Genomic DNA, 17980 nt, shown 5'->3' with positions numbered 1-17980 from the left:
TCAAGGATCTTGCTGAAATTATGCAGCAAATCCAACGTTCAAAATTTTAAAGATATTGAATGAAATGACCATCGTTTCCAGGCATGAAACTCAGTTGTCGATATGCTCTGACTGCTTTGACAATACGGCTTCCGAGACCGTTTTTTGGCGCAAGGCATGCGTGCGTTTCAGGTAGCGCAGGCAGTAGAGCGCGAAGGCCAGCGGCGCCTGCGCGGCGTAGCGGCGCCGCACGCGCCACTCTTCCTGCCGCGCCAACAATTTATTCGCCGACGAGACGCTGCCGGGGTGGTCGCGGAACACCGCCAGCACGCGCTGCAGCAGCACCGGCGGCGTGCGCGCAGCCAGGCGCAGCCACAAGTCGATGTCCATGGCGTAGCGCAATTGTTCATCGAAGAGACCGACCTGTTCGAACAGGCCGCGCCGCACGAAGGTAGCGGGATGCGGCACGAAGGCGCGGCCCGACGCCAGCGCATGGTAGCTGTAGGCGCGGCGCGCTCGCGGCGGCAACAGGACCTCGCCAGCGAGCACGGCGATCTCGCCGACCAGCCAGTCGCGCCCGCTCGACTGCAGCGCGGCGGCGACCTGTTCCAGCACATCGGGGGCGGCGTAATAATCGTCGGCGTGCAGGTGGGCGACGAAGGTGCCGCTGGCCGCTGCAATGCCACAATTCATGGCGTGGCTGATGCCTCCGCGCACGTCGTGCAGCACCCGCTTGTTGGCGCGGAAGTCATTGAGCAGCGCCAGGGTGGCGTCGGTCGAGCCGCCATCGACAAAGACATGCTCGACGTCGCGCCAGGTCTGGGCGCGCAGGGACGCCAGCGTGGCCGGCAAGGTCGCGGCGCTGTTCCAGGTGCAGGTGACGATCGAAAACAGGGGTTCAGGCGGCATAAAAATCCAGTAGTTGGGGCAGCACCTGGTGCACGTCGGCGCCGAAGGGCGTGCTGGTGTCTGGGAGGGATGGCGCTGCGGCCAGTGCGGGCGCAATCGCCCCCACCAGCGCGGCCATGGTCGGCGCCAGCTGCAACTGGCCCGGGTAGCGCTGGTAGCGCAGCAGCTCGGGCGTGCCGCCGCGGTCCAGCGCCAGGCAGGGCCGCCCCAGGGCCAGTGCTTCGAGGACGGTGGTGCTGCAGGCTTCCTCGCAGACCGACGGCACGATGCACAAGTGCGCCCGCGCCGTCAGCGCGACCGTGCTGGCGTAATCCTGCCAGCCGGTGAAGGCAATCTGCGCGCTGGCGTAGCGCTGCACCAGCGCGGCGCGCTGGGGACCGTCGCCGACGATGGTGATGCGGCTGCCGGCCGGCATGCGCTGGTGCGACGCGGCCAGGAATTCGGCAAACCCCTTGCCGGTGTCGATGCGCCCGGCCAGCACGATGTGGCCGTCCTCAGGCGCGGCGTGGGTGGGCAGGCGCGCCATCTCGACCACATTCGGAATCACGCGGGCGCGGCGCAGGTCGGCGCCCGGCCGGGCTTGCTGAAAACGGCGGCGCAGGAAGTCGGAGACGAACACGGTTTTGTGGCGCGAAAAAGCGGCCGCGGTGCGGTCGCGGTAAGCGTCCACCGCGACGGCCGAGATGGCCTGGCGCAGCGCACCGGGATGGGTCGCTGGATGGGTGCCGATACAGCCGGCGCAGGCGCGCGGATCGAGGGCATCGCACACGCGCGCGTCGCGAAAGCGCAGGTGGATGAGGCACTCGCTGCCCTGGTCGTGGCGCGTCTGCACGAACGGGCAAGTGCGCGCGATGTACGCCCCCACCAGCGGCAGGTGGCCGTGATAGTGCACCACATCGTAGCCGGCGGCGTGACGGTGAATGGTTGCGGCCAGCGTGCGCGCGAACCACGGCCGCTTGACGGGGTTAAAGCATGCCAGTTGCGACTCTTTCCAGTTCGGGTGGGCGAGGTCGATCGCGCCGATGAAGCGGCCGTGCAAGCCGCAGCGGGCCGGCGCCCCTTCCCTGCGGCCCAGCACGTCGACCGTGTGGCCCTGCGCCAGCAAGGCGTTGCTCAGCGTCACGACGTGCTTGCCGAGGCCGCCAAGCTGCAGGCCCGGCAAATCTTCCGACACCATCAGGATTTTCATGTGCCCCGCGCAAACTTCGCTTGCAACATCGACCGGATGCGGTCGCGGTCGCCGGGCGCGGCAATGACAAAGGCGCCGTACAACGCCAGCGCCGTGCACGTGATCAGGCCAATGCACAGCACCGCACCGGGATGGCCGGCGGCAGCAGCTTGCGCCAGCGTGGATAGGAGCGCGATCCCCAGCAAACCCAGCGCGCAGGGCAGATAGGCGCCGCTGACGACCGCACGCAGTTTGACGGGCACCGTGCGGCCGTGGACGTAGCGCAGGAACAGCGTGGTCATCAGGGTCGACGCGGCCAGGTGGCCCCAGGCGGCGCCATCGATACCGGCCAGCAGCACGCCGAGGTAGACCGTCACCAACCCCAGCAGCGCGCGCGCCAGCGCGAAACCGCCCGTCACGCCCGGGTGGCCCATGCCGTCGTTGACCAGCGAGGGCAATGCCGTCAATGCATCGATGAACTGCGACAGCGCCATCAGCGCCAGCACGGTGGCGCCGCGCCGGGCAAAGTCGGCCGACATCCAGTAGTGCAGGATCGGTTCGGCGAACACGGCCACCATCAGCAGCATGGCGCCGTTGATGTAGGTGAGAAAGCGGCTCGCCTTCAGGTAAATATGCACCAGGCGGGGCAGCTCGTTGCTGGCCGCCAGCGCGCTGGCGGCGGGAAACAGCACGCTGGCCAGACGCCCGGTCAGCCCGAGCAGGCGATTGGCCAGTGTGCTGGCCACGGCATACACCGCCAGACCGGCCACCCCGACCAGCGCGCCGATCATCAGCTTGTCGGCATAGGCATACGACATGGCGGCGAAGCGGTTCAGGCAAGCGTAGGCGGAAAAATGCAGCAGGCTGCGCCGCAATGCCTGCGCCGGCCAGCGCAGGCGCAGGGTGGGTAACAGGCGCGTAATCGTGCGCCACAGCAGCACCGAGTGCACGCTGCTGGCAACCAGGCGCAGCAGGATGATCTCGACCAGGCCCCCGCCGAGCATCAGCACCAGCACGGTCGCGACTGGCACCACGCTGCCGAACAGCACGTCCAGCCGTGCCGAACTGTCGTAACGCAGCAGCGATTGGGGCACGCTGCCCAGGTAGGACTGCAGCTGGCCGACCAGGAAGCCGGGCGCGGCCAGCGCCAGCGCCGCGGTGGCGCTGGCGGTGAGCGTCGGCGGGACGCTGAACACCTCGCGAACCAGCCACGGCGCGCTGATCCACACGGCCAGGCCGCCCAGCGCGCCGAGGGCGCTGTAGACCAGCAGGCCGAAGGTGATAGTCTGGGCGATGCCCTCGTTTGCCTCGCGCTGTTGCGCCTCCTGCCGGTGCGCGCTGTGCGCCCAGTGCGCGGCGATGTGCTTGACGGAGCCGGCGGTGACGTTGATGTCGATGATGGCGAAATAGCCGACGATGGCGGTGATCAGCGCGTACACACCGTAGCCGGCGTCGCCCAGGCCGCGCACGATCAGCGGTACCGTCACGAGCGCGACGGCCGCGGGAATGGCCGCCCCCAGCAGGTTGGCGCAGGCGTTGCGGACCAGTTGCAGTTTCATGGCGGCACGGCCACGGGTAGCGGCGCCGCGGGTCGGCAGGCGGCAGTGTCGCTGCCGCGCCCTGGCTGGCGCGCAGTGCGCCCGGCCTGCAGGGCGATAAACGGCAAGGCCATGCAGATGGCCAGCATCTGGGTGGTGCGCACTTGCGGCACCGGCGTGCCAACCAGGATGTCCGGCAGCATGAAAGCGAGCCCGGCCACCCCGGCGCTGGCCAGTGCAAGGCAGGCGCCGCGCGCGTGCCGGTCGCCGGTCACGCCGGTCACGCCGGTCGGATCGGGCGCCAGGGCCGCGCGGCTGGCGCGCATGCACGCCCAGGCCAGGCCGGCCAGCAAAACCAGCCCGGGCAAGCCAGCCTTGAGGGCAATGTGAAGCACGCCGCTGTGGACGAACAGGCCACCGTCCGGGTTGGCTTGCCAGGAAATGTGTTCGAAGCCGGCGTAGCGGCCCCAGGCGCCGATACCGGTCAGCGGATGGGCCAGGAAGTCGGCCAGCGCCAGCTTCAGTTCCAGCACCCGTTCGCTCTCGGCGCCGAACTGGCGCGACTGCATGTCGTACACCAGACGGTTCAAACCTTGCTGGCTGCTTTGGGCAAAACGCCGGGCCAGCAGGACGCCAATCGCGAGAGCCAGCGGCGGCAGGCCCAGCGCCAGCAACTGCAGCCGGCGCCGCCACGGAAAGCGCCAGGCGATCACGAGGCCGGCCAGTGCCAACCCGATCCACGCAGTGCGGCGGTAGGACAGCAGGATGCACAGGCTTGTGGCCAGCAAGGTGCACCACGCCAGCGCCAGCCACGCCGTGGCCGGGCGCGGGCTTGGTGCGGCACCGACGCCGGGCCGGACCAGGTGCAGCACCGCGATGGTCAGTGCCAGGCAGCACAGCAAACTGTCGTTGATGTCGAAAAACGTCAGCTTGATGGGGATTGCGTTGCGGTTGGCATACACATTATTGGGGTCGCCCCCGAGCGCCGCCCAGCGCACCAGGCCGAACAGTGCGCGCGCCAGGCCGGCCAGCATGATGAAGCGCATCAGCTCGATGGCATGGGCACGGGTCCGAAAAGTCAGCAACAGCAAGAAAATCGGCGGCGCCATCCAGGCGATGTTGGTGAAGCCGCTGGGCGCCAGCGCCGCCGCCACCTTCACGCCGCTGGCCAGCGCGGCCCCCACGTGCAGCACCAGCAAGACCAGCCAGCCGCCGAACCACGGCCGCAGGGTGCACGCCGGCGGCGCCTGGCCGGCAAAAGCGGCGCTGGCGCGGGCGCAGCACCAGGCGCCCAGCACGCACCACAGCACAAGTGGGAACAGCAGCAACCCGGAACCGCGGCTGTACACGCCGCCGGTCGCGAACAGCGACAGGCTGCCGTAGCTGGTCGAATTGAACGCGAAAAAAATCGCCATATAAAGATAGGCGAGGACGCGCGGACAGACCACGCCCACGCCGATGCCGACCACGGCCAGCACGGCGATCGCTGCCACCGCCATGAAGGGAAGGAAAAAAAACAACCAGGACAACAGATCGGCCATGGGTGTCAGCGCCCGGCTGGCTTGCCTAGCAGGCGCGTGCGTGACTGCGGCGCCAGGGCAGCGAGCAAGGCGGCCGCAAAGCCATCCTGAACGCGGTAGGCGGCGCTGGCGTCCGTGTCGATGGTGGAGACCCGGACCAGCATCCCATCGGGAATCTGGCCGGACAAGCCGTAGGCCAGCAACTGGAATTTTTGGGCGAAGCCGGCGCGGGTGGCCTGGTCACCCACGGTGATCCAGTAGGTGATCGGTTCGTTGCGCATGTCCGCGCGCGCGACCAGGCGCCTGACCGGCAAGCTGCCAAAGCCGGTGGCCAGCAGGCCCTCGCCTTTCTGGACGATCTGAAAACCCTGCGCGACGTAACACACCTCCGGCAGGTGAAGTTGCAATGCCTTGCTCTGGTCGCCGCCGTAGGCAATCGACAGCATCACGCGCTGGCCGTTGGCGTCGACATACGTGCGCGCCAGGGTCTGGTCATAGATCCGGTCCAGCGCCGCCTGGCTGTCGGGGTTGGGCGCCACCGGCGCGATCGTGGTGTCGATCGACCAGCCGGCGAACTGGGTGGGAATCGCTGCGGCCAGGTCGAACCGGGCACGCGTGTCGGCAAGCATGGCCGAGGGCGTCAGCGCCCGCGTGGCAACGGCCGTGAGCGCCATCGCCACGCCCACCATGACGTTGATGCGCAGCTGGCGTTTCATGGGGCATCCCGCCGGCCAGTGTGCCACTGCAGCACGGAATCGGCCGCCAGGATCAGGCAGAGTGCCGTCAGGAACAGGACGATGCCGGCGAAGCCGTGCAGGAAGCCCTGCCCGGCTGCCGCGCCTGCGTGATACGTGATCAGGGTCAGGACGATCACCCGGATCACGTTGGCGGTGAACGAAATCGGGACGATCAGCAAGGCCAGCGCGACATTGCGCAGCGTCGACGCATGCGGTTTCAGGTTCAGATAGAACAGGCCGAGCGCCTCGAGCGTCAGCAAAGTCTGCAGGCCGGCACAGGCGTCGGCAACCAGCAACTGATATTGGCCGATCTGCAAAATGACGCCTGCGCGGCTGATCGGATAGCCCGCCGCAAAGAGCAGCGTTTCGGTCGCGTACGACACCGCCATTTTCATCGGCAAGGTCAACACTGCCACCAGTTCGCCCGGCAGCGGCACCATGAACAACATGAAAAAGAAGGCGAACCAGGTCGCGCGCAGCGCCGCGCCACCGAAGCCGAGCCACACCAGCGCCGCCAGCAACACGGGCATGGCGCCAATTTCGAACATCAGGATGTGCTGGGAACGACCGAGCAGGTACAGCATCAGACCGAGCAGCAAGGGCATGCTGGCGGCAGCGGGCGTGCCATGGGTGGCGCCATCGGGCAGCGCCGCGGCCATGACGGCCGGCCATTTGCGCCAGAGCAGCCACAGCGCCAGACCCAGGATGATCGGGCCGTGGCCCTGCTCCTCGGTGGCCCAGGCGCCGTGCAGCAAATCGACCAGGGTCGGCACGAACAACAGCGCCAGTCCGGCCCAGACCGGCCACCACTGCCCCGCCGCCGCACGCAGCCGGGCGGGCAAGGAGACCGGCAGCGCCAGCGCCTGGGTATTGTCCGGCATCATGCCTCCACCAGCACTGAACCGATCACGGCCACCTGCGCGCCGGCCATCTGCTGCACCAGGCGCTTCAGGGCCGCCACCTGCGTGACGTCCTTTTGCGCCACCAGCAAGGCCGCACCGGCGTGGGCGGCGACCGCCAGCGCTTCGGCACCGTAACTTGTGGGCGCAACGTCGTATAGCACCACGTCGTATTGCTGACCCAGTTGCGCATGCAGCTTGCCGAAGCTGGCACGTTCGAGCAATTCCTGCGGGTTGGGCGGCACCGTGCCGGCGCCCAGCAGCGCCAGCGCATCGAAGCCGGGCACGGGCGCGATGGCATCGTGCCCGGCGCGGCCTGCAAGCAGATCCGACAGCCCCGCGGCCGCACGGCCGGCCCGTGCGCCGCGTCCGTGCATGCCGAACAGTGCATGCTGGACGCCATTGCGCAGGTTGGCGTCGACCAGCAAGGTGCGTTGACCGAGCTGCGCAAACACCAGTGCCAGGTTGGCCGCCAGTAAGCTGCCGGCGTCGCCCGTCCCGGCGCCGCTGATGGCCAGCGCGTGCCGGCCGGCGCCGAACCAGCGCAGCAGCAACTGGCTGCGGATGGCGCGCAGCGTGTCGCCCTGCGGGCTGGCGGGATGAAATGCCGCCACCAGGCGGGGCGACAGCGTACTGGCGCCGCTGGTCGCCACCGGGTACGCGAACTGGCGCGCGACGATCGTGTCAATGTCTTCCTGGTTGACCAGTCCCAGGCGCATCGCGGCATCGCCGAACCGCAACCCGAGTTCATGCTGCGTTCTTGCCACCCGCTCCGCGTTCTCTGCCGTCAGCTTGCCGGCCAGCTGCAGCAGGATCCCGATGCGGGTGTCCGCAAACGGGTCGGCACAGGCCGCACCGCCCGCTGACGCCATGTTGTCCTCGGGGCCATGCGTGGAAGGAAAAGGTAGGTGCATGGGGGGCTCCGTTCAGGTCAGGCGCAAGCGCTTTGGCAACAGGGCTTTGAGCGTGCGCGGCGGGGGCGCCGCTTGCCAGCTGATCGTGCCCAACAGCGGCACCGTGTCCAGCGCCAGCAGGTCGTCGCTGGAGCGCACCGGCCGGTGCTGGAATTCGCGCGCCAGCGCCGCCGTCACGCCCAGCACGGTCCCGATGATGCACGCCGCCAGGCTGTTGAGCAGCACGCGCGGCGCCGCCGGCTCGAGCGGCGCCACGGCCGGATTGAGGATCGCGATGTCGGACTGTTCGGACTGGGCCTCGATGCGGGTCTGGAATGCGCGCGCAGAGGCTGCATCGAAGGCGCGCTGGGCGCTGTCGAGGTCCTTGATGAGAACACCCAATTCATCGCGGGTGCGATTGAGCTCAAGCACCCGCGTGTGCTGCTGCGCCAGCGCCACCTTCAAGGCCTGCTCGCGCTGGCGCAGCACATCGGCGTTGCTGCCGACACTGCGCGCCACCGTCGTCATCGCCGCCCGCAGCTCGTCGCGCAGGCGGGTGAGCTCCGCCTGCGCCGACTGGTACTGCGGATGGTTGCGGGCGAGGCGCTGCGCCGTTTCGGCAAAGCGCGCTTCCGCCGCCGCCAGGCTGATGCGCAGGCTCTGGATCAGGGCATTGTTGGCGACGTCCGGCGACGCGCCCGTGCTGCCGCTGGCCACCTGCTGGCGCGACGACGCCTCCATCACGGCCGCTTGCGCCGCCACCAGCTGCGCCGACAGATCGTTCAGGCGCGACAGCTCGATATCGATGCGGTTGTTGTCGAGGCTGACGATGCCTTTTTCCTGCTGGTACTTCGACAGGCGCGACTGGGCAGTTTCGACGTTGTCGCGAAGCTGCCGGGTTTGCTCGTTGAAATACGCCGAGGTCTTTTTCATCGGCTCGACTTTCAAGCCGACACTGGCGCGCTGGTACTCCTCGGCGAAGGCATTGGAAACCACGGCGGCAAACTGCGGATCGGCGCCGGAAAAGCTGATGTCGACCACGCTGCTTTCGCGCGACGGCAGGATGTCGAGTTTTTTGCGCAGCAGATCGGCCAGCCAGTCGCGGATATCACCCTTGCCTTCGGCCGCAGACAGAAACTGGTCCTTGACGGCGGCGCTGCTGGCAAGCTTCAGGCTGTCGACGACCCGCAGCGCGACGTGTTTGCTGCCGATGATGTCGATCTGGGTCGCCATGTACCCGGGCAGCAGCTGGCCGGGCGTGGTGGCGCCGGTGACCGGGTCGACGCCCTTGTAATTGAGCAGCACCGAGGCCGTGGCCTTGTAAGAGCTCGGCTGCACCAGGTTGACGGCCAGGGTCAGCAGTACCGATGCCGCCAGCACGCCGAGGATCAGCGTGCGGCGCGCCACCAGGATGAACCAGAATTGACGGGCATTCATCATCGTTCCTTCGTGCCGGCTCAGAACCAGCTCTCGCGTACCGTGATCACGTCGTCGACTTCGATCGTGTCGCTCATGCTCGCGTCGATCGTGCTGCTGTGGCCGCCAGCATCGCGGCGCGTGATGCGCAACCCGCGCAGGCTGCCGCGAGGGCTCAGGCCGCCACCGGCCGCCAGCGCCTGCTGGACGGTCATGGCGCGTTCCAGCCGGAACGGACCGGGCCGCTGGACTTCACCCACGATGTACGCGCGCGGCGCCCTCTCTACATAAATGACGTCGCCGCCGGCCACATCGATGTCGCCCGTCAATTCACCCTTGCGCACCATGTCGACCACGTCGAGCGTATCGCGCTGCGCCACGCCGTTGCGCGTACGCACCAGGCTGACCACGTCGCCGCCGTCGACACCGATGCCCCCCGCCATGGCCAGTAGATCAAGCACCTTGCGCCGCCCTTCGACCGGATAGCGGCCGGGGCGATTGACCTGCCCCAGCACCGACACCTGCTGGCTGGCCAGGTTGGTGATGATCATGTTCACTTGCGGTTTTTTCAGGAAGCCGCCGCTTTCCAGCAGGTTGGCAATCTTGCGCTCCGCTGCGGCCACGGCCAGCCCGCCCACCCCGACCTGCCCGAGCAAAGGAAAGGTGATGGTGCCTGCTTCGCTGACGCGCGTTTCGACGCCCATGTCGGGGCTGCCGTAAATGCCGATGCGCACCACGTCGCCCGGCCCGAGCAGCACCTCGGCGGCGCCGGCCACGCCCACCGACAGCAGCAACGCGGTGGTCATCATCCAGTGTCGTAATCGCAGCATGCTTGCGCTCCTTATTTCAGGCCGGCCACGCCGCGCTCGAGTGCGGCATTGGTGGTGGCGGTGGTATTGGCAGCGGCAGCGGCCGCGACCGGCGCGGCAGCAGGCTTGGCGGTGGCGGCCGGCGTGCCTGAAGCGGGCCCCTGTTCCAGCGTCTTGTTCAAGTAGTCGATTTTGGCGGTGGCCCGCAAGCGCGCCAGTTCCGTACTGGCCACCTCCTTTTGCCGTTGCTTCATCAGGAATTGGGCAATCTGCGGCCGCGCCAGCGCCAGCGTCACCGGCGCGTCCTGAATATCGAGCAAGGCAATGACCAGCGCCCGCTCGCCCTCCTGCACCGCAAACACCTGGCCCTTCTGCATCGCCAGCAGCCTGGTCGCCAGTGCCGGCGCCAGGTCGGCCGTGCTGCGCGTCACACGGCTGCGCCCGGCCGGCACCTTGTTCGCAACGAGCCATGTCGTCACGTCATCGAGCGAGCTGGCATGGTCGACCACCCGTTTCAGGTTGGCCGTCAAACCGCTTGCCGGCAGTTGCAACTGGTCCATCGCGAACTGCTTGCGGCTGCCGAAAAACTGCGGGTGCGCGTGGTAGTACGCGTCGATGTCGGGCGTTGTCGGCTGGGCCAGGTTGCCGACGCGCTTTTGCAGCCAGGCTTGCGCGACGATCAAGGCACGCGCGCGGTCGATCGCCTGCATGACTTTGGGATCGCGGTCGAGTTTTTCGCGCGCGGCTTCGGCCTGCAGCAACTGGCGGTCGATCAGGGCCTGCAACAGCTGCTTGCTGGCCGCCTGCTCGTTGGCGGCGCCGACGCCGGCGCGGGCCAGTTCGTCATTGAGTTGCAGGACGGTGATTTCGACGCCGTTGACGCTGGCCAGCGCCTGGCCTGGCGCGTCGGCCCGCTTCTGACCACAGGCGATCAGCCACAGCAAACTGGCGAGTACGACAATAAGACGCTTCAGCATGCCGCCTCCACCGTTTGCGGCGCGCTGGCGAGAAAAGCGCCGTAGGCGTAGCGCAAGCCAACTGCCAGCGGCGTGCTGGCGCGCCAGCCCAGCGCCGTCAACCTCGACACGTCGAGCAGCTTGCGCGGTGTGCCATCGGGCTTGCTGGCGTCGAACGTGATGGCGCCTTGATAGCCGACCACCTCGGCAATCAGGCGCGCGACCTCGGCAATGGTGATGTCGGTGCCGCTGCCGACGTTGATGTGGGAATGCATGGGTTCCGTGTGGCTGGCGTAGTCGGCGCGCGCCAATTCCATCACGTGCACGCTGGCTTGCGCCATGTCGTCGACATACAGGAATTCGCGGCGCGGCTGGCCGCTGCCCCAGATCGCGACCTGGGCGGCGCCGCTGCATCTGGCTTCGTGGAAGCGCCGCACCAGCGCCGGGATAACGTGGCTGTTATCGGGGTGGTAATTGTCACCCGGGCCATACAGGTTGGTCGGCATGACGCTGCGGAAGTCGGTGTGGTACTGGCGGTTGTAGCTCTCGCACAGCTTGATGCCGGCAATTTTTGCCACGGCATACGGTTCGTTGGTCGGTTCCAGCGCGCCGTTCATGAGGTATTCCTCGCGGATGGGCTGCTGCGCCAGGCGCGGGTAGATGCACGAGGAACCGAGGAACAGCAGCTTGTCGACGCCATGGCGCCACGCTTCGTGCGCGACGTTGGCTTGTACCATCAGGTTGTCGTAAATGAATTCGGCGGGATAGGTATTGTTGGCATGGATGCCGCCCACCTTCGCGGCAGCGAGATAGACCTGGTCGATGCGCTCTTCGTCGAAGAAACGGCGCACAGCCGCCTGTTCGGTCAGTTCGAGCGCGTCGTGGTCGCGCGTGACGATGTGCTGGTAGCCGCGCGCGCGCAGCGTGCGCACGATGGCCGAGCCGACCAGGCCACGATGGCCGGCGACATAGATGCGGGGTTGCGACATGGTCATCAAGCTACTCCCACGATGAAGTTGGCCGACTGGCAAGCACCGGGCGTCGGCGGGTGCTGTTTGATCGTAGAAGAACAGGAGCACGTTTGTTTGATGCAGCTCCGGTGTGCGCCAAACTTCCACTCTGGACGTGCGCGCGTGCACTTCTCAGTGCGCGTTTTGTTGGGTGATTACCACTTTGATGGTCTTGACGATGATCCACAGGTCGAGCCACAGGGACCAGCTGCGCAGGTAGTCGAGGTCGTAGCGCACGCGCGCCTGCATCTTGTCGAGCGTTGACGTTTCGCCACGCAGCCCGTTCACTTGCGCCCAGCCGGTGATGCCGGGTTTGACTTTATGGCGCAGCATGTAGCCCTTGATCAGCTTGCGATATTGCTCGTTGTGCGCCACCGCGTGCGGGCGCGGTCCGACAATGCTCATGCGTCCCTGCAGCACGTTCCAGAACTGCGGCAATTCGTCCAGCGAGGTGCGCCGCAAGAAAGCGCCGATCGGTGTCAGGCGGGCATCGCGCGCGCGTGCCTGGGTCACCACGCCGCCATCCTCGACCACCGTCATCGAGCGGAATTTGTAGACCACGATTTCGTCGCCATACAAGCCGTAGCGGCGCTGGCGGAAAATCACCGGGCCGGGCGACGTGGCCCACACGCATATGGCCACCGCCAGCATCAGCGGCGCCACCAGCACCAGAATCAGCAGCGCCAGCACCACGTCGCTGATGCGTTTCACGGCGCTGTTGACGCCAACAAAGGGCGTCTCGCGAATGGCGATCACCGGCATGCCGCCGACATTGTCGAAGCGGGCCTGCATCAGGTCGAAGATGTAGACGTCGGGCAGGAAATACACGGAGGCGGTGGTGTCTTCCAGTTCATCGATCAGGCGCCGGATGCGCGGCTGCGCCGACAGCGGCTGGCTGATGAAAATCATTTTGATATGTTGCTCTCGTACATACGCCGCCAGTTCAGCCATGCGCCCCAGCACCGGGTGGAGCGCGGAGGCGCCGTGGCGCATGTCGATGCGGTCGTCGAAATAGCCGCGCATCTGCAGCAGCAGATCGCCCTGGCGCTCGCACACGCCGGCAAATCTCACCCCCACTTCATTAACGCCCACCACCACCACCGAGCGCAGCTGCGCGCCACGCGCTTGCGGGCTGCGTTTCAGGCCGCGCCAGGCACGCACGGCCAGGTGACTGGCCAGCAGCAGCAGCGGCGTGGCCACGAACCAGGCCAGGATCACACGTTCGTCATACAGATCGCCCAGGCCGCTGGCATGCCCGAGCAGCAGCAGGACGCCGCAACTGAGGCCCCAACCGCCCACGATGGCGCGGCAGTAGGCGGGCATGCGGCCACTGCGCCAGGCGCGATAGGGGTCGATGTGCTGGTAGATGGCGGACGACACAAAGAACGCCAGAATCATCAACACCAGCGCGTAGCCATTGAACGGCTCGCCATACAAGTGGCAGCATCCGTACAGGCTGCCCATGATCGTCAGCGGATCGAGGACCCGCTGAAAAAACGCTATCAGGGGAAGGTCATTGACCGTCATCAGATTGCGACTTAGAACACGAAACCTGCGTTGATGCCAACGCTGGTCGAGCTGAATGCGCCGATGCCCAGCGCCCTTGAGCCGCTGCGCACCTGTTTTGACAAGTTGACACCGATTTGCACCTTGCGCGAAGGCGTGTAGCGCAGATTCAGGGCGGTGCTGCGCAGGGTATCGTCGAGGTCGATGCGGGCGAGCGCTGCCGGCAAGGCATTGCGCGCGCTGTAGTCGCGCTGCTCGAACGCGCTGCTGGCGTCGACGCGCACCTTGGCGCTGGCCTGCCAGCCGACGGCAACGCTGGCGCCGCGGTTCAGCGTGTAACTGACGACGCTGCTCTCGATCGGGGCGAAGTCGCGCCAGATGGCAGCGTCGACGCTGGTTTTGGCAGTCGGCGCATACGCCACGCTCAAGCGCCCGGTGACGCCGCTGACCCGTCCCGGGCCGAAGGCGTCCTGGGTGCGCGCGGTCCAGCCGGCCAGCAGCTTGACCGTGGTTTTGGCGCTGGCCAGCCAGTTCACGCGGACGCGGTATTCATCCTGCGCGAAATCGTCCAGCGCCAGCGCAAACGGGCGCAGGTATACATAGCGGCCTTCGAGCCGGCGCACCATGACGCCGATTTCGCTGCCGCCCGGCGGCAGGTAATCGAGGCCCGCTTCGAGCGCCTGCTCGCGCCGGTTGTTGGGGCGCTGGCTGGTCAGTTCATAGCTGTAGCGGTCTTCCTGGTAGCCAACGCGCGCGCGCCAGCGCGGGTGCATGCGCCAGGCGCCGTCGAAAAAATGGCTGTGCTGAACGCGCAGGTTGCGCGCGCTGGTGCGCAAGTCGGTGTACGGCGCCAGCAATTCGACATAGGTGGCGCCCAGCTTGCCTTCAAACTGGCTGCCGAGTTGCCAGAACCACGTGGCGCGGGCGTCCTTGCCGTGGTAATCGAGCTGGGAAAAGTGATCGAAGTTGACGCGCGACAGCTGCACGCTGGCCTGGATGCGCTGGCGGCCATACAGGTGGTCGAAGGTGGCGCCAAGGTCGAGCTGGCGCCAGCTGTCGGCGCGCTGGCCATCGTAGCCCGGATCGTTGTCGGGCACGCGCAGCAGGTTGTCGTCGTGCTGCCAGCCGAGGCCGGCGTTGAGTTGCAAACCGTCGTCGGCGGCGGCGCGCGCAAGGCCGCTGGCCGCGAGAGCCAGGAGCAATGGTGAGTAGCCAAACAGCCGGGACGCGCGCATGTTTTTTCTTTCGAAAAAATGTTGCGCCCGGCGCCGGGATCACCAGTAAGACCAGGCTCCCGTCATGACCACCCAGGCACCGAGCATGCCATTCGTCACAGCATGGGCCAGGATGGGTGACCAGATTGTGCGGTGGCGCATGAACAGCACGCTGTAAGCCACGCCAGCAACAATACCGGCCAGCCACAAATTGTGTTCAAAGCCGAACAGCAGCACGGAAATGCAAAATCCGCGCAGGCCCGCTTGCGCCGGATCAAGACTCAAAAAATCCGGCTTGTCGATCCAGCGCATCACAAACGAGCGCCAGAACAATTCTTCCATGACGGGCACGACCAGGGCGGCGCCGGCAATGCGGATCGCCACCAGCGGCCAGTCGATGGCGCCGGCCGTGCGTGGATCGAACCCGGCCGATTCACCGATGACCATCCAGTCGGCGTGCAGATTAATCCACAAGAAAAACACGGCAACGCCGGCAGCCAGTGCCGTGAGCACCACCGTGGCCGACATCGCCTTGACCTGCAACTCCGTGTACTCGCGCCAGAAGCGGGCCAGCAGCCCTGCCACGAGGGCCACCTTGAGCGCATACAGCCAGCGCAGGCTGGCCGCATCGACGCCGAGGCGCGCCAGCACGTCGCCCACCAGGAAGAACGCCAGGTAGGCGGCAAACGGCAGAACGCGTACCCAACTGGCCCTCTCGAAGCCCACGCTTTACTCGCCGCGTGAACGTGCTTCGATGATTTCCCAACGCTCCAGTGCCTTCATCAACAGGTCGTCGAGTTCGGCGAAGCGCGCATTGATGCGCTTGGCATCGGCCGGATTGGTTTTATAGAAATCCGGGGAATTGAGTTGCAGCGTGATGGCGGTCTGCTCATCTTCCAGCGCGGCGATCTGTTTTGGCAATTCGTCCAGTTCGCGCTGCTCCTTATAACTGAGCTTGACCTTTTTCGCGGCTGCAACCGGCGCCGCCTCGACGGCTTTTGGCGCAGCCGGCTTTGGCGCCACCGGCGTCGGGGCGATCGACTTGACGCGCTCCCAGTCCGTGTAGCCGCCGACGAATTCGCGCCACTGGCCCTCGCCCTCGGCGACGATCACCTGCGTGACAACGTTGTCGAGGAAGGTACGATCGTGGCTGACCAGGAACACGGTGCCCTTGTAGTCTTCCAGCAGTTCTTCCAGCAATTCGAGCGTGTCGATATCGAGGTCGTTGGTCGGCTCATCGAGCACCAGGCAGTTGGCCGGCTTGGCGAACAGGCGCGCCAGCAGCAGGCGGTTGCGCTCGCCACCGGACAAGGATTTCACCGGCGAGCGCGCGCGTTCCGGCGCAAACAGGAAGTCGTTCAGATAGGTCATCACGTGGCGACGCTGGCCATTGATTTCGATCCAGTCGGAACCTGGCGCGATGGTTTCCATCAGGTTCGCTTCTTCGTTCAGTTGGGTGCGCATCTGGTCGAAGTACGCCACTTCCAGCTTGGTGCCCAATTTCACGGAACCCGTATCCGGCGTTTCCAGGCCCAGGATCATTTTCAGCAAGGTGGTCTTGCCGGCGCCGTTGGCGCCGATCAGGCCGACTTTGTCGCCGCGCAGGATGGTGCCGGTGAAACCGCTGACGATAACCTTGTCGCCATACGTTTTCGACACGTTTTCCATGTCCGCCACGATCTTGCCGGAACGGTCGCCAGTGGACACATCGAGCTTGACCTGGCCCTGCTGGTCACGGCGTGCCACGCGCGACAGGCGCAGCGCTTCCAGGCGCCGCACACGGCCTTCGTCGCGGGTGCGGCGCGCCTTGACGCCCTTGCGGATCCACACCTCTTCCTGCGCCAAAAACTTGTCGAACTTGGCATTCTCAACTTCTTCGTTTTCCAGCAACTCGGCCTTACGGCCCTGGTAGGTGGTGAAGTTGCCCGGGAATGACAGCAGCTTGCCGCGGTCGAGTTCGATGATGCGGGTGGCAACGTTGTCGAGGAAACTACGATCGTGGGTAATGAACAGGACGGAGCCCTTGAAGTCGCGCAATAAACTTTCCAGCCACAGGATCGAGCGGAAATCCAGGTGGTTGGTTGGCTCATCGAGCAGCAGGACATCGGGCGCCGACACCAGCGCGACGGCCAGTGCGACGCGCTTCTGCATCCCGCCCGACAAGGTGCCCATCAATGACTCGCCGGCCAGGCTGAGGCGGTCGAGCGTGGTGGCGACCTTGTTTTCCATGCTCCAGCCGTCACAGGCGTCGAGCTTGACTTGCAGGTCGTGCATGCGCTCCATGATGGCGTCGTCATTGCCCTGGCCGAACTGGCCGGTCAAGGCTTCGTATTCGGTCAGCATCGCGGCCTGGTCGCCCATGCCGGCGGCGACAGCGGCGAACACCGACATGGCCGGGTCGAACGTCGGTTCCTGTTCGACATAAGCGATTTTCAGGCCTTGTTGCATGACCAGCAGGCCATCGTCGAGCTTGAAGCGGCCGGCGATGGTTTTCAGCAGCGACGACTTGCCGGTGCCGTTGCGGCCGATCAGGCCGACGCGCTCCGTGGTTTCGAGGGAAAAGTCTGCGTGATCGAGCAACGCGACGTGGCCGAACGCGAGTTGCGCCGACGAGAGGGAAATGACAGCCATATTCTGTGTGCGGGGTCCGACAACGGCGCACTTCAGGTGGAAGGGCTGTGTCCGGAAAAATGAATGAAGCGTGCATTGTACCGACTGTCAGGCCATCGCTGGAAAATGTGCGCTGGAAAATCGGGAAGGTGTTGCTGCTGCCCCTGTATAATTCCGCCTCATGTGTCGCAGACGCGCATGTCGCCATCGTACAATGGATAGTACAAGGTCCTCCTAAGACTTAAATGTGGGTTCGATTCCCGCTGGCGATACCACCACCCCACATCCCATCAATGCGCTTACCGGAAGGTGGCGTCGTTGAGCTTGTCCTTCATGCGCGCCAGCAGCACGATCAGCTGCGCCTTGTCTTCCGTCGCTATATCTTGCAGCAACTCTTCGATCCAGCCTTCGTGCACGGCCGCCATGGCGTTGAATGCCGCGCGTCCGGCCGGCGTCAGTTGCACGCTCGACGCGCGCCGGTCGTGCGGATCGGTCACGCGCAGCACCAGCTGTTCGCGCTCGAGCTGGTCGGTAATGCCGGTGATATTGCCGCCGGTGACCATCATGCGCTTGGATAACTCTCCCATGCGCAGGCCGTCCGGGTGGCGTTCCAGCTGGGCCATCAGGTCGAAGCGCGGCAAGGTGATGTCGAAGGTGGCGCGCAGGCGGCTGCGGATTTCGTTTTCGATGCGCATGGTGCACGAGAGCATGCGCAGCCACAGTTTGAGCGACTGGTGATGGTCCTGCGTCAAGCGCGTGGCCAGATCGAGAGGAGCGTCGGGGCCCTGTGGCGTTGGTTGAATATCGGGCATGGCA

The 17980-nt window shown here is 66.0% G+C and carries 16 protein-coding genes and 1 tRNA gene; 1 reads left to right on the top strand and 16 read right to left on the bottom strand.

Features of this window, described 5'->3' with window-relative positions; all coding sequences use genetic code 11:
* Nucleotides 1-90: 90 nt before the first annotated feature.
* From V6M87_RS00920 to V6M87_RS00850, 15 genes are all read right to left on the bottom strand, one after another.
* Complete coding sequence (locus tag V6M87_RS00920; RefSeq protein ID WP_332847837.1) at nt 91-888, bottom strand: glycosyltransferase family 2 protein; 798 nt, start codon at nt 886-888, stop codon at nt 91-93.
* Complete coding sequence (locus tag V6M87_RS00915) at nt 878-2077, bottom strand: glycosyltransferase family 4 protein (protein ID WP_332847836.1); 1200 nt, start codon at nt 2075-2077, stop codon at nt 878-880. The genes V6M87_RS00920 and V6M87_RS00915 overlap by 11 nt, the downstream gene beginning before the upstream one ends.
* Nucleotides 2074-3615, bottom strand: a complete 1542-nt coding sequence (locus V6M87_RS00910) for an oligosaccharide flippase family protein (protein ID WP_332847835.1) — start codon at nt 3613-3615, stop codon at nt 2074-2076. The genes V6M87_RS00915 and V6M87_RS00910 overlap by 4 nt, the downstream gene beginning before the upstream one ends.
* Nucleotides 3612-5135, bottom strand: coding sequence for an O-antigen ligase family protein (locus V6M87_RS00905; RefSeq protein WP_332847834.1), 1524 nt, complete (start codon nt 5133-5135; stop codon nt 3612-3614). Before V6M87_RS00905 ends, V6M87_RS00910 begins: the two co-directional genes overlap by 4 nt.
* A gap of 5 nt (nt 5136-5140) precedes the next feature.
* Entirely contained in the window at nt 5141-5830 is a 690-nt protein-coding gene (gene epsI, locus V6M87_RS00900; protein WP_332847833.1) for an exosortase-associated protein EpsI, B-type, read from the bottom strand.
* Complete coding sequence (gene xrtB, locus V6M87_RS00895) at nt 5827-6735, bottom strand: exosortase B (protein ID WP_332847832.1); 909 nt, start codon at nt 6733-6735, stop codon at nt 5827-5829. Before xrtB ends, epsI begins: the two co-directional genes overlap by 4 nt.
* On the bottom strand, nt 6732-7664 hold the full coding sequence (locus V6M87_RS00890; protein WP_332847831.1) for a chain length determinant protein tyrosine kinase EpsG: 933 nt from the start codon (nt 7662-7664) through the stop codon (nt 6732-6734). Before V6M87_RS00890 ends, xrtB begins: the two co-directional genes overlap by 4 nt.
* A 12-nt stretch (nt 7665-7676) precedes the next feature.
* The gene (gene epsF, locus V6M87_RS00885; protein WP_332847830.1) at nt 7677-9080 is read right to left on the bottom strand and encodes a chain length determinant protein EpsF; all 1404 of its coding nucleotides are present in this window, start codon (nt 9078-9080) and stop codon (nt 7677-7679) included.
* 20 nt (nt 9081-9100) lie between these two features.
* Entirely contained in the window at nt 9101-9889 is a 789-nt protein-coding gene (epsE, locus tag V6M87_RS00880; protein ID WP_332847829.1) for a polysaccharide export protein EpsE, read from the bottom strand.
* Between the two features lie 11 nt (nt 9890-9900).
* The gene (locus tag V6M87_RS00875; RefSeq protein ID WP_332847828.1) at nt 9901-10845 is read right to left on the bottom strand and encodes an EpsD family peptidyl-prolyl cis-trans isomerase; all 945 of its coding nucleotides are present in this window, start codon (nt 10843-10845) and stop codon (nt 9901-9903) included.
* Nucleotides 10839-11819, bottom strand: coding sequence for a GDP-L-fucose synthase (gene fcl / locus V6M87_RS00870; RefSeq protein ID WP_332847827.1), 981 nt, complete (start codon nt 11817-11819; stop codon nt 10839-10841). Before fcl ends, V6M87_RS00875 begins: the two co-directional genes overlap by 7 nt.
* 147 nt (nt 11820-11966) lie before the next feature.
* The gene (locus tag V6M87_RS00865) at nt 11967-13361 is read right to left on the bottom strand and encodes an undecaprenyl-phosphate glucose phosphotransferase (RefSeq protein WP_332847826.1); all 1395 of its coding nucleotides are present in this window, start codon (nt 13359-13361) and stop codon (nt 11967-11969) included.
* Nucleotides 13362-13372: 11 nt separating this feature from the next.
* The gene (epsL, locus tag V6M87_RS00860; RefSeq protein WP_332847825.1) at nt 13373-14575 is read right to left on the bottom strand and encodes an XrtB/PEP-CTERM-associated polysaccharide biosynthesis outer membrane protein EpsL; all 1203 of its coding nucleotides are present in this window, start codon (nt 14573-14575) and stop codon (nt 13373-13375) included.
* A 39-nt stretch (nt 14576-14614) separates the two neighbouring features.
* Entirely contained in the window at nt 14615-15280 is a 666-nt protein-coding gene (locus V6M87_RS00855) for a CAAX prenyl protease-related protein (RefSeq protein WP_332847824.1), read from the bottom strand.
* Between the two features lie 3 nt (nt 15281-15283).
* Complete coding sequence (locus V6M87_RS00850) at nt 15284-17185, bottom strand: ATP-binding cassette domain-containing protein (protein WP_332847823.1); 1902 nt, start codon at nt 17183-17185, stop codon at nt 15284-15286.
* A 179-nt stretch (nt 17186-17364) separates the two neighbouring features.
* Here V6M87_RS00850 and V6M87_RS00845 point away from each other — a divergent pair.
* A tRNA-Arg gene (locus V6M87_RS00845) sits at nt 17365-17439 on the top strand.
* Nucleotides 17440-17463: 24 nt separating this feature from the next.
* Here the strand turns inward: V6M87_RS00845 and V6M87_RS00840 are convergent.
* A complete protein-coding gene (locus V6M87_RS00840) occupies nt 17464-17976 on the bottom strand; it encodes a MarR family winged helix-turn-helix transcriptional regulator (protein WP_332847822.1) in 513 nt (170 codons plus the stop codon).
* Nucleotides 17977-17980: the final 4 nt, after the last annotated feature.

The sequence above is a fragment of the Massilia sp. S19_KUP03_FR1 genome (genome assembly GCF_036688685.1).
Lineage (GTDB): Bacteria > Pseudomonadota > Gammaproteobacteria > Burkholderiales > Burkholderiaceae_D > JALYUM01.
Note: the sequence above shows the minus strand (reverse complement) of the source record. Positions and strands in the feature narration are given on the sequence as shown.

Excerpts from the sequence above, each read along its gene's own strand:
- V6M87_RS00920 (WP_332847837.1), bottom strand. The coding sequence starts at position 888 with ATGCCGCCTGAACCCCTGTTTTCGATCGTCACCTGCACCTGGAACAGC.
- V6M87_RS00915 (WP_332847836.1), bottom strand. The coding sequence starts at position 2,077 with ATGAAAATCCTGATGGTGTCGGAAGATTTGCCGGGCCTGCAGCTTGGC.
- V6M87_RS00910 (WP_332847835.1), bottom strand. The coding sequence starts at position 3,615 with ATGAAACTGCAACTGGTCCGCAACGCCTGCGCCAACCTGCTGGGGGCG.
- V6M87_RS00905 (WP_332847834.1), bottom strand. The coding sequence starts at position 5,135 with ATGGCCGATCTGTTGTCCTGGTTGTTTTTTTTCCTTCCCTTCATGGCG.
- epsI (WP_332847833.1), bottom strand. The coding sequence starts at position 5,830 with ATGAAACGCCAGCTGCGCATCAACGTCATGGTGGGCGTGGCGATGGCG.
- xrtB (WP_332847832.1), bottom strand. The coding sequence starts at position 6,735 with ATGATGCCGGACAATACCCAGGCGCTGGCGCTGCCGGTCTCCTTGCCC.
- V6M87_RS00890 (WP_332847831.1), bottom strand. The coding sequence starts at position 7,664 with ATGCACCTACCTTTTCCTTCCACGCATGGCCCCGAGGACAACATGGCG.
- epsF (WP_332847830.1), bottom strand. The coding sequence starts at position 9,080 with ATGAATGCCCGTCAATTCTGGTTCATCCTGGTGGCGCGCCGCACGCTG.
- epsE (WP_332847829.1), bottom strand. The coding sequence starts at position 9,889 with ATGCTGCGATTACGACACTGGATGATGACCACCGCGTTGCTGCTGTCG.
- V6M87_RS00875 (WP_332847828.1), bottom strand. The coding sequence starts at position 10,845 with ATGCTGAAGCGTCTTATTGTCGTACTCGCCAGTTTGCTGTGGCTGATC.
- fcl (WP_332847827.1), bottom strand. The coding sequence starts at position 11,819 with ATGACCATGTCGCAACCCCGCATCTATGTCGCCGGCCATCGTGGCCTG.
- V6M87_RS00865 (WP_332847826.1), bottom strand. The coding sequence starts at position 13,361 with ATGACGGTCAATGACCTTCCCCTGATAGCGTTTTTTCAGCGGGTCCTC.
- epsL (WP_332847825.1), bottom strand. The coding sequence starts at position 14,575 with ATGCGCGCGTCCCGGCTGTTTGGCTACTCACCATTGCTCCTGGCTCTC.
- V6M87_RS00850 (WP_332847823.1), bottom strand. The coding sequence starts at position 17,185 with ATGGCTGTCATTTCCCTCTCGTCGGCGCAACTCGCGTTCGGCCACGTC.
- V6M87_RS00840 (WP_332847822.1), bottom strand. The coding sequence starts at position 17,976 with ATGCCCGATATTCAACCAACGCCACAGGGCCCCGACGCTCCTCTCGAT.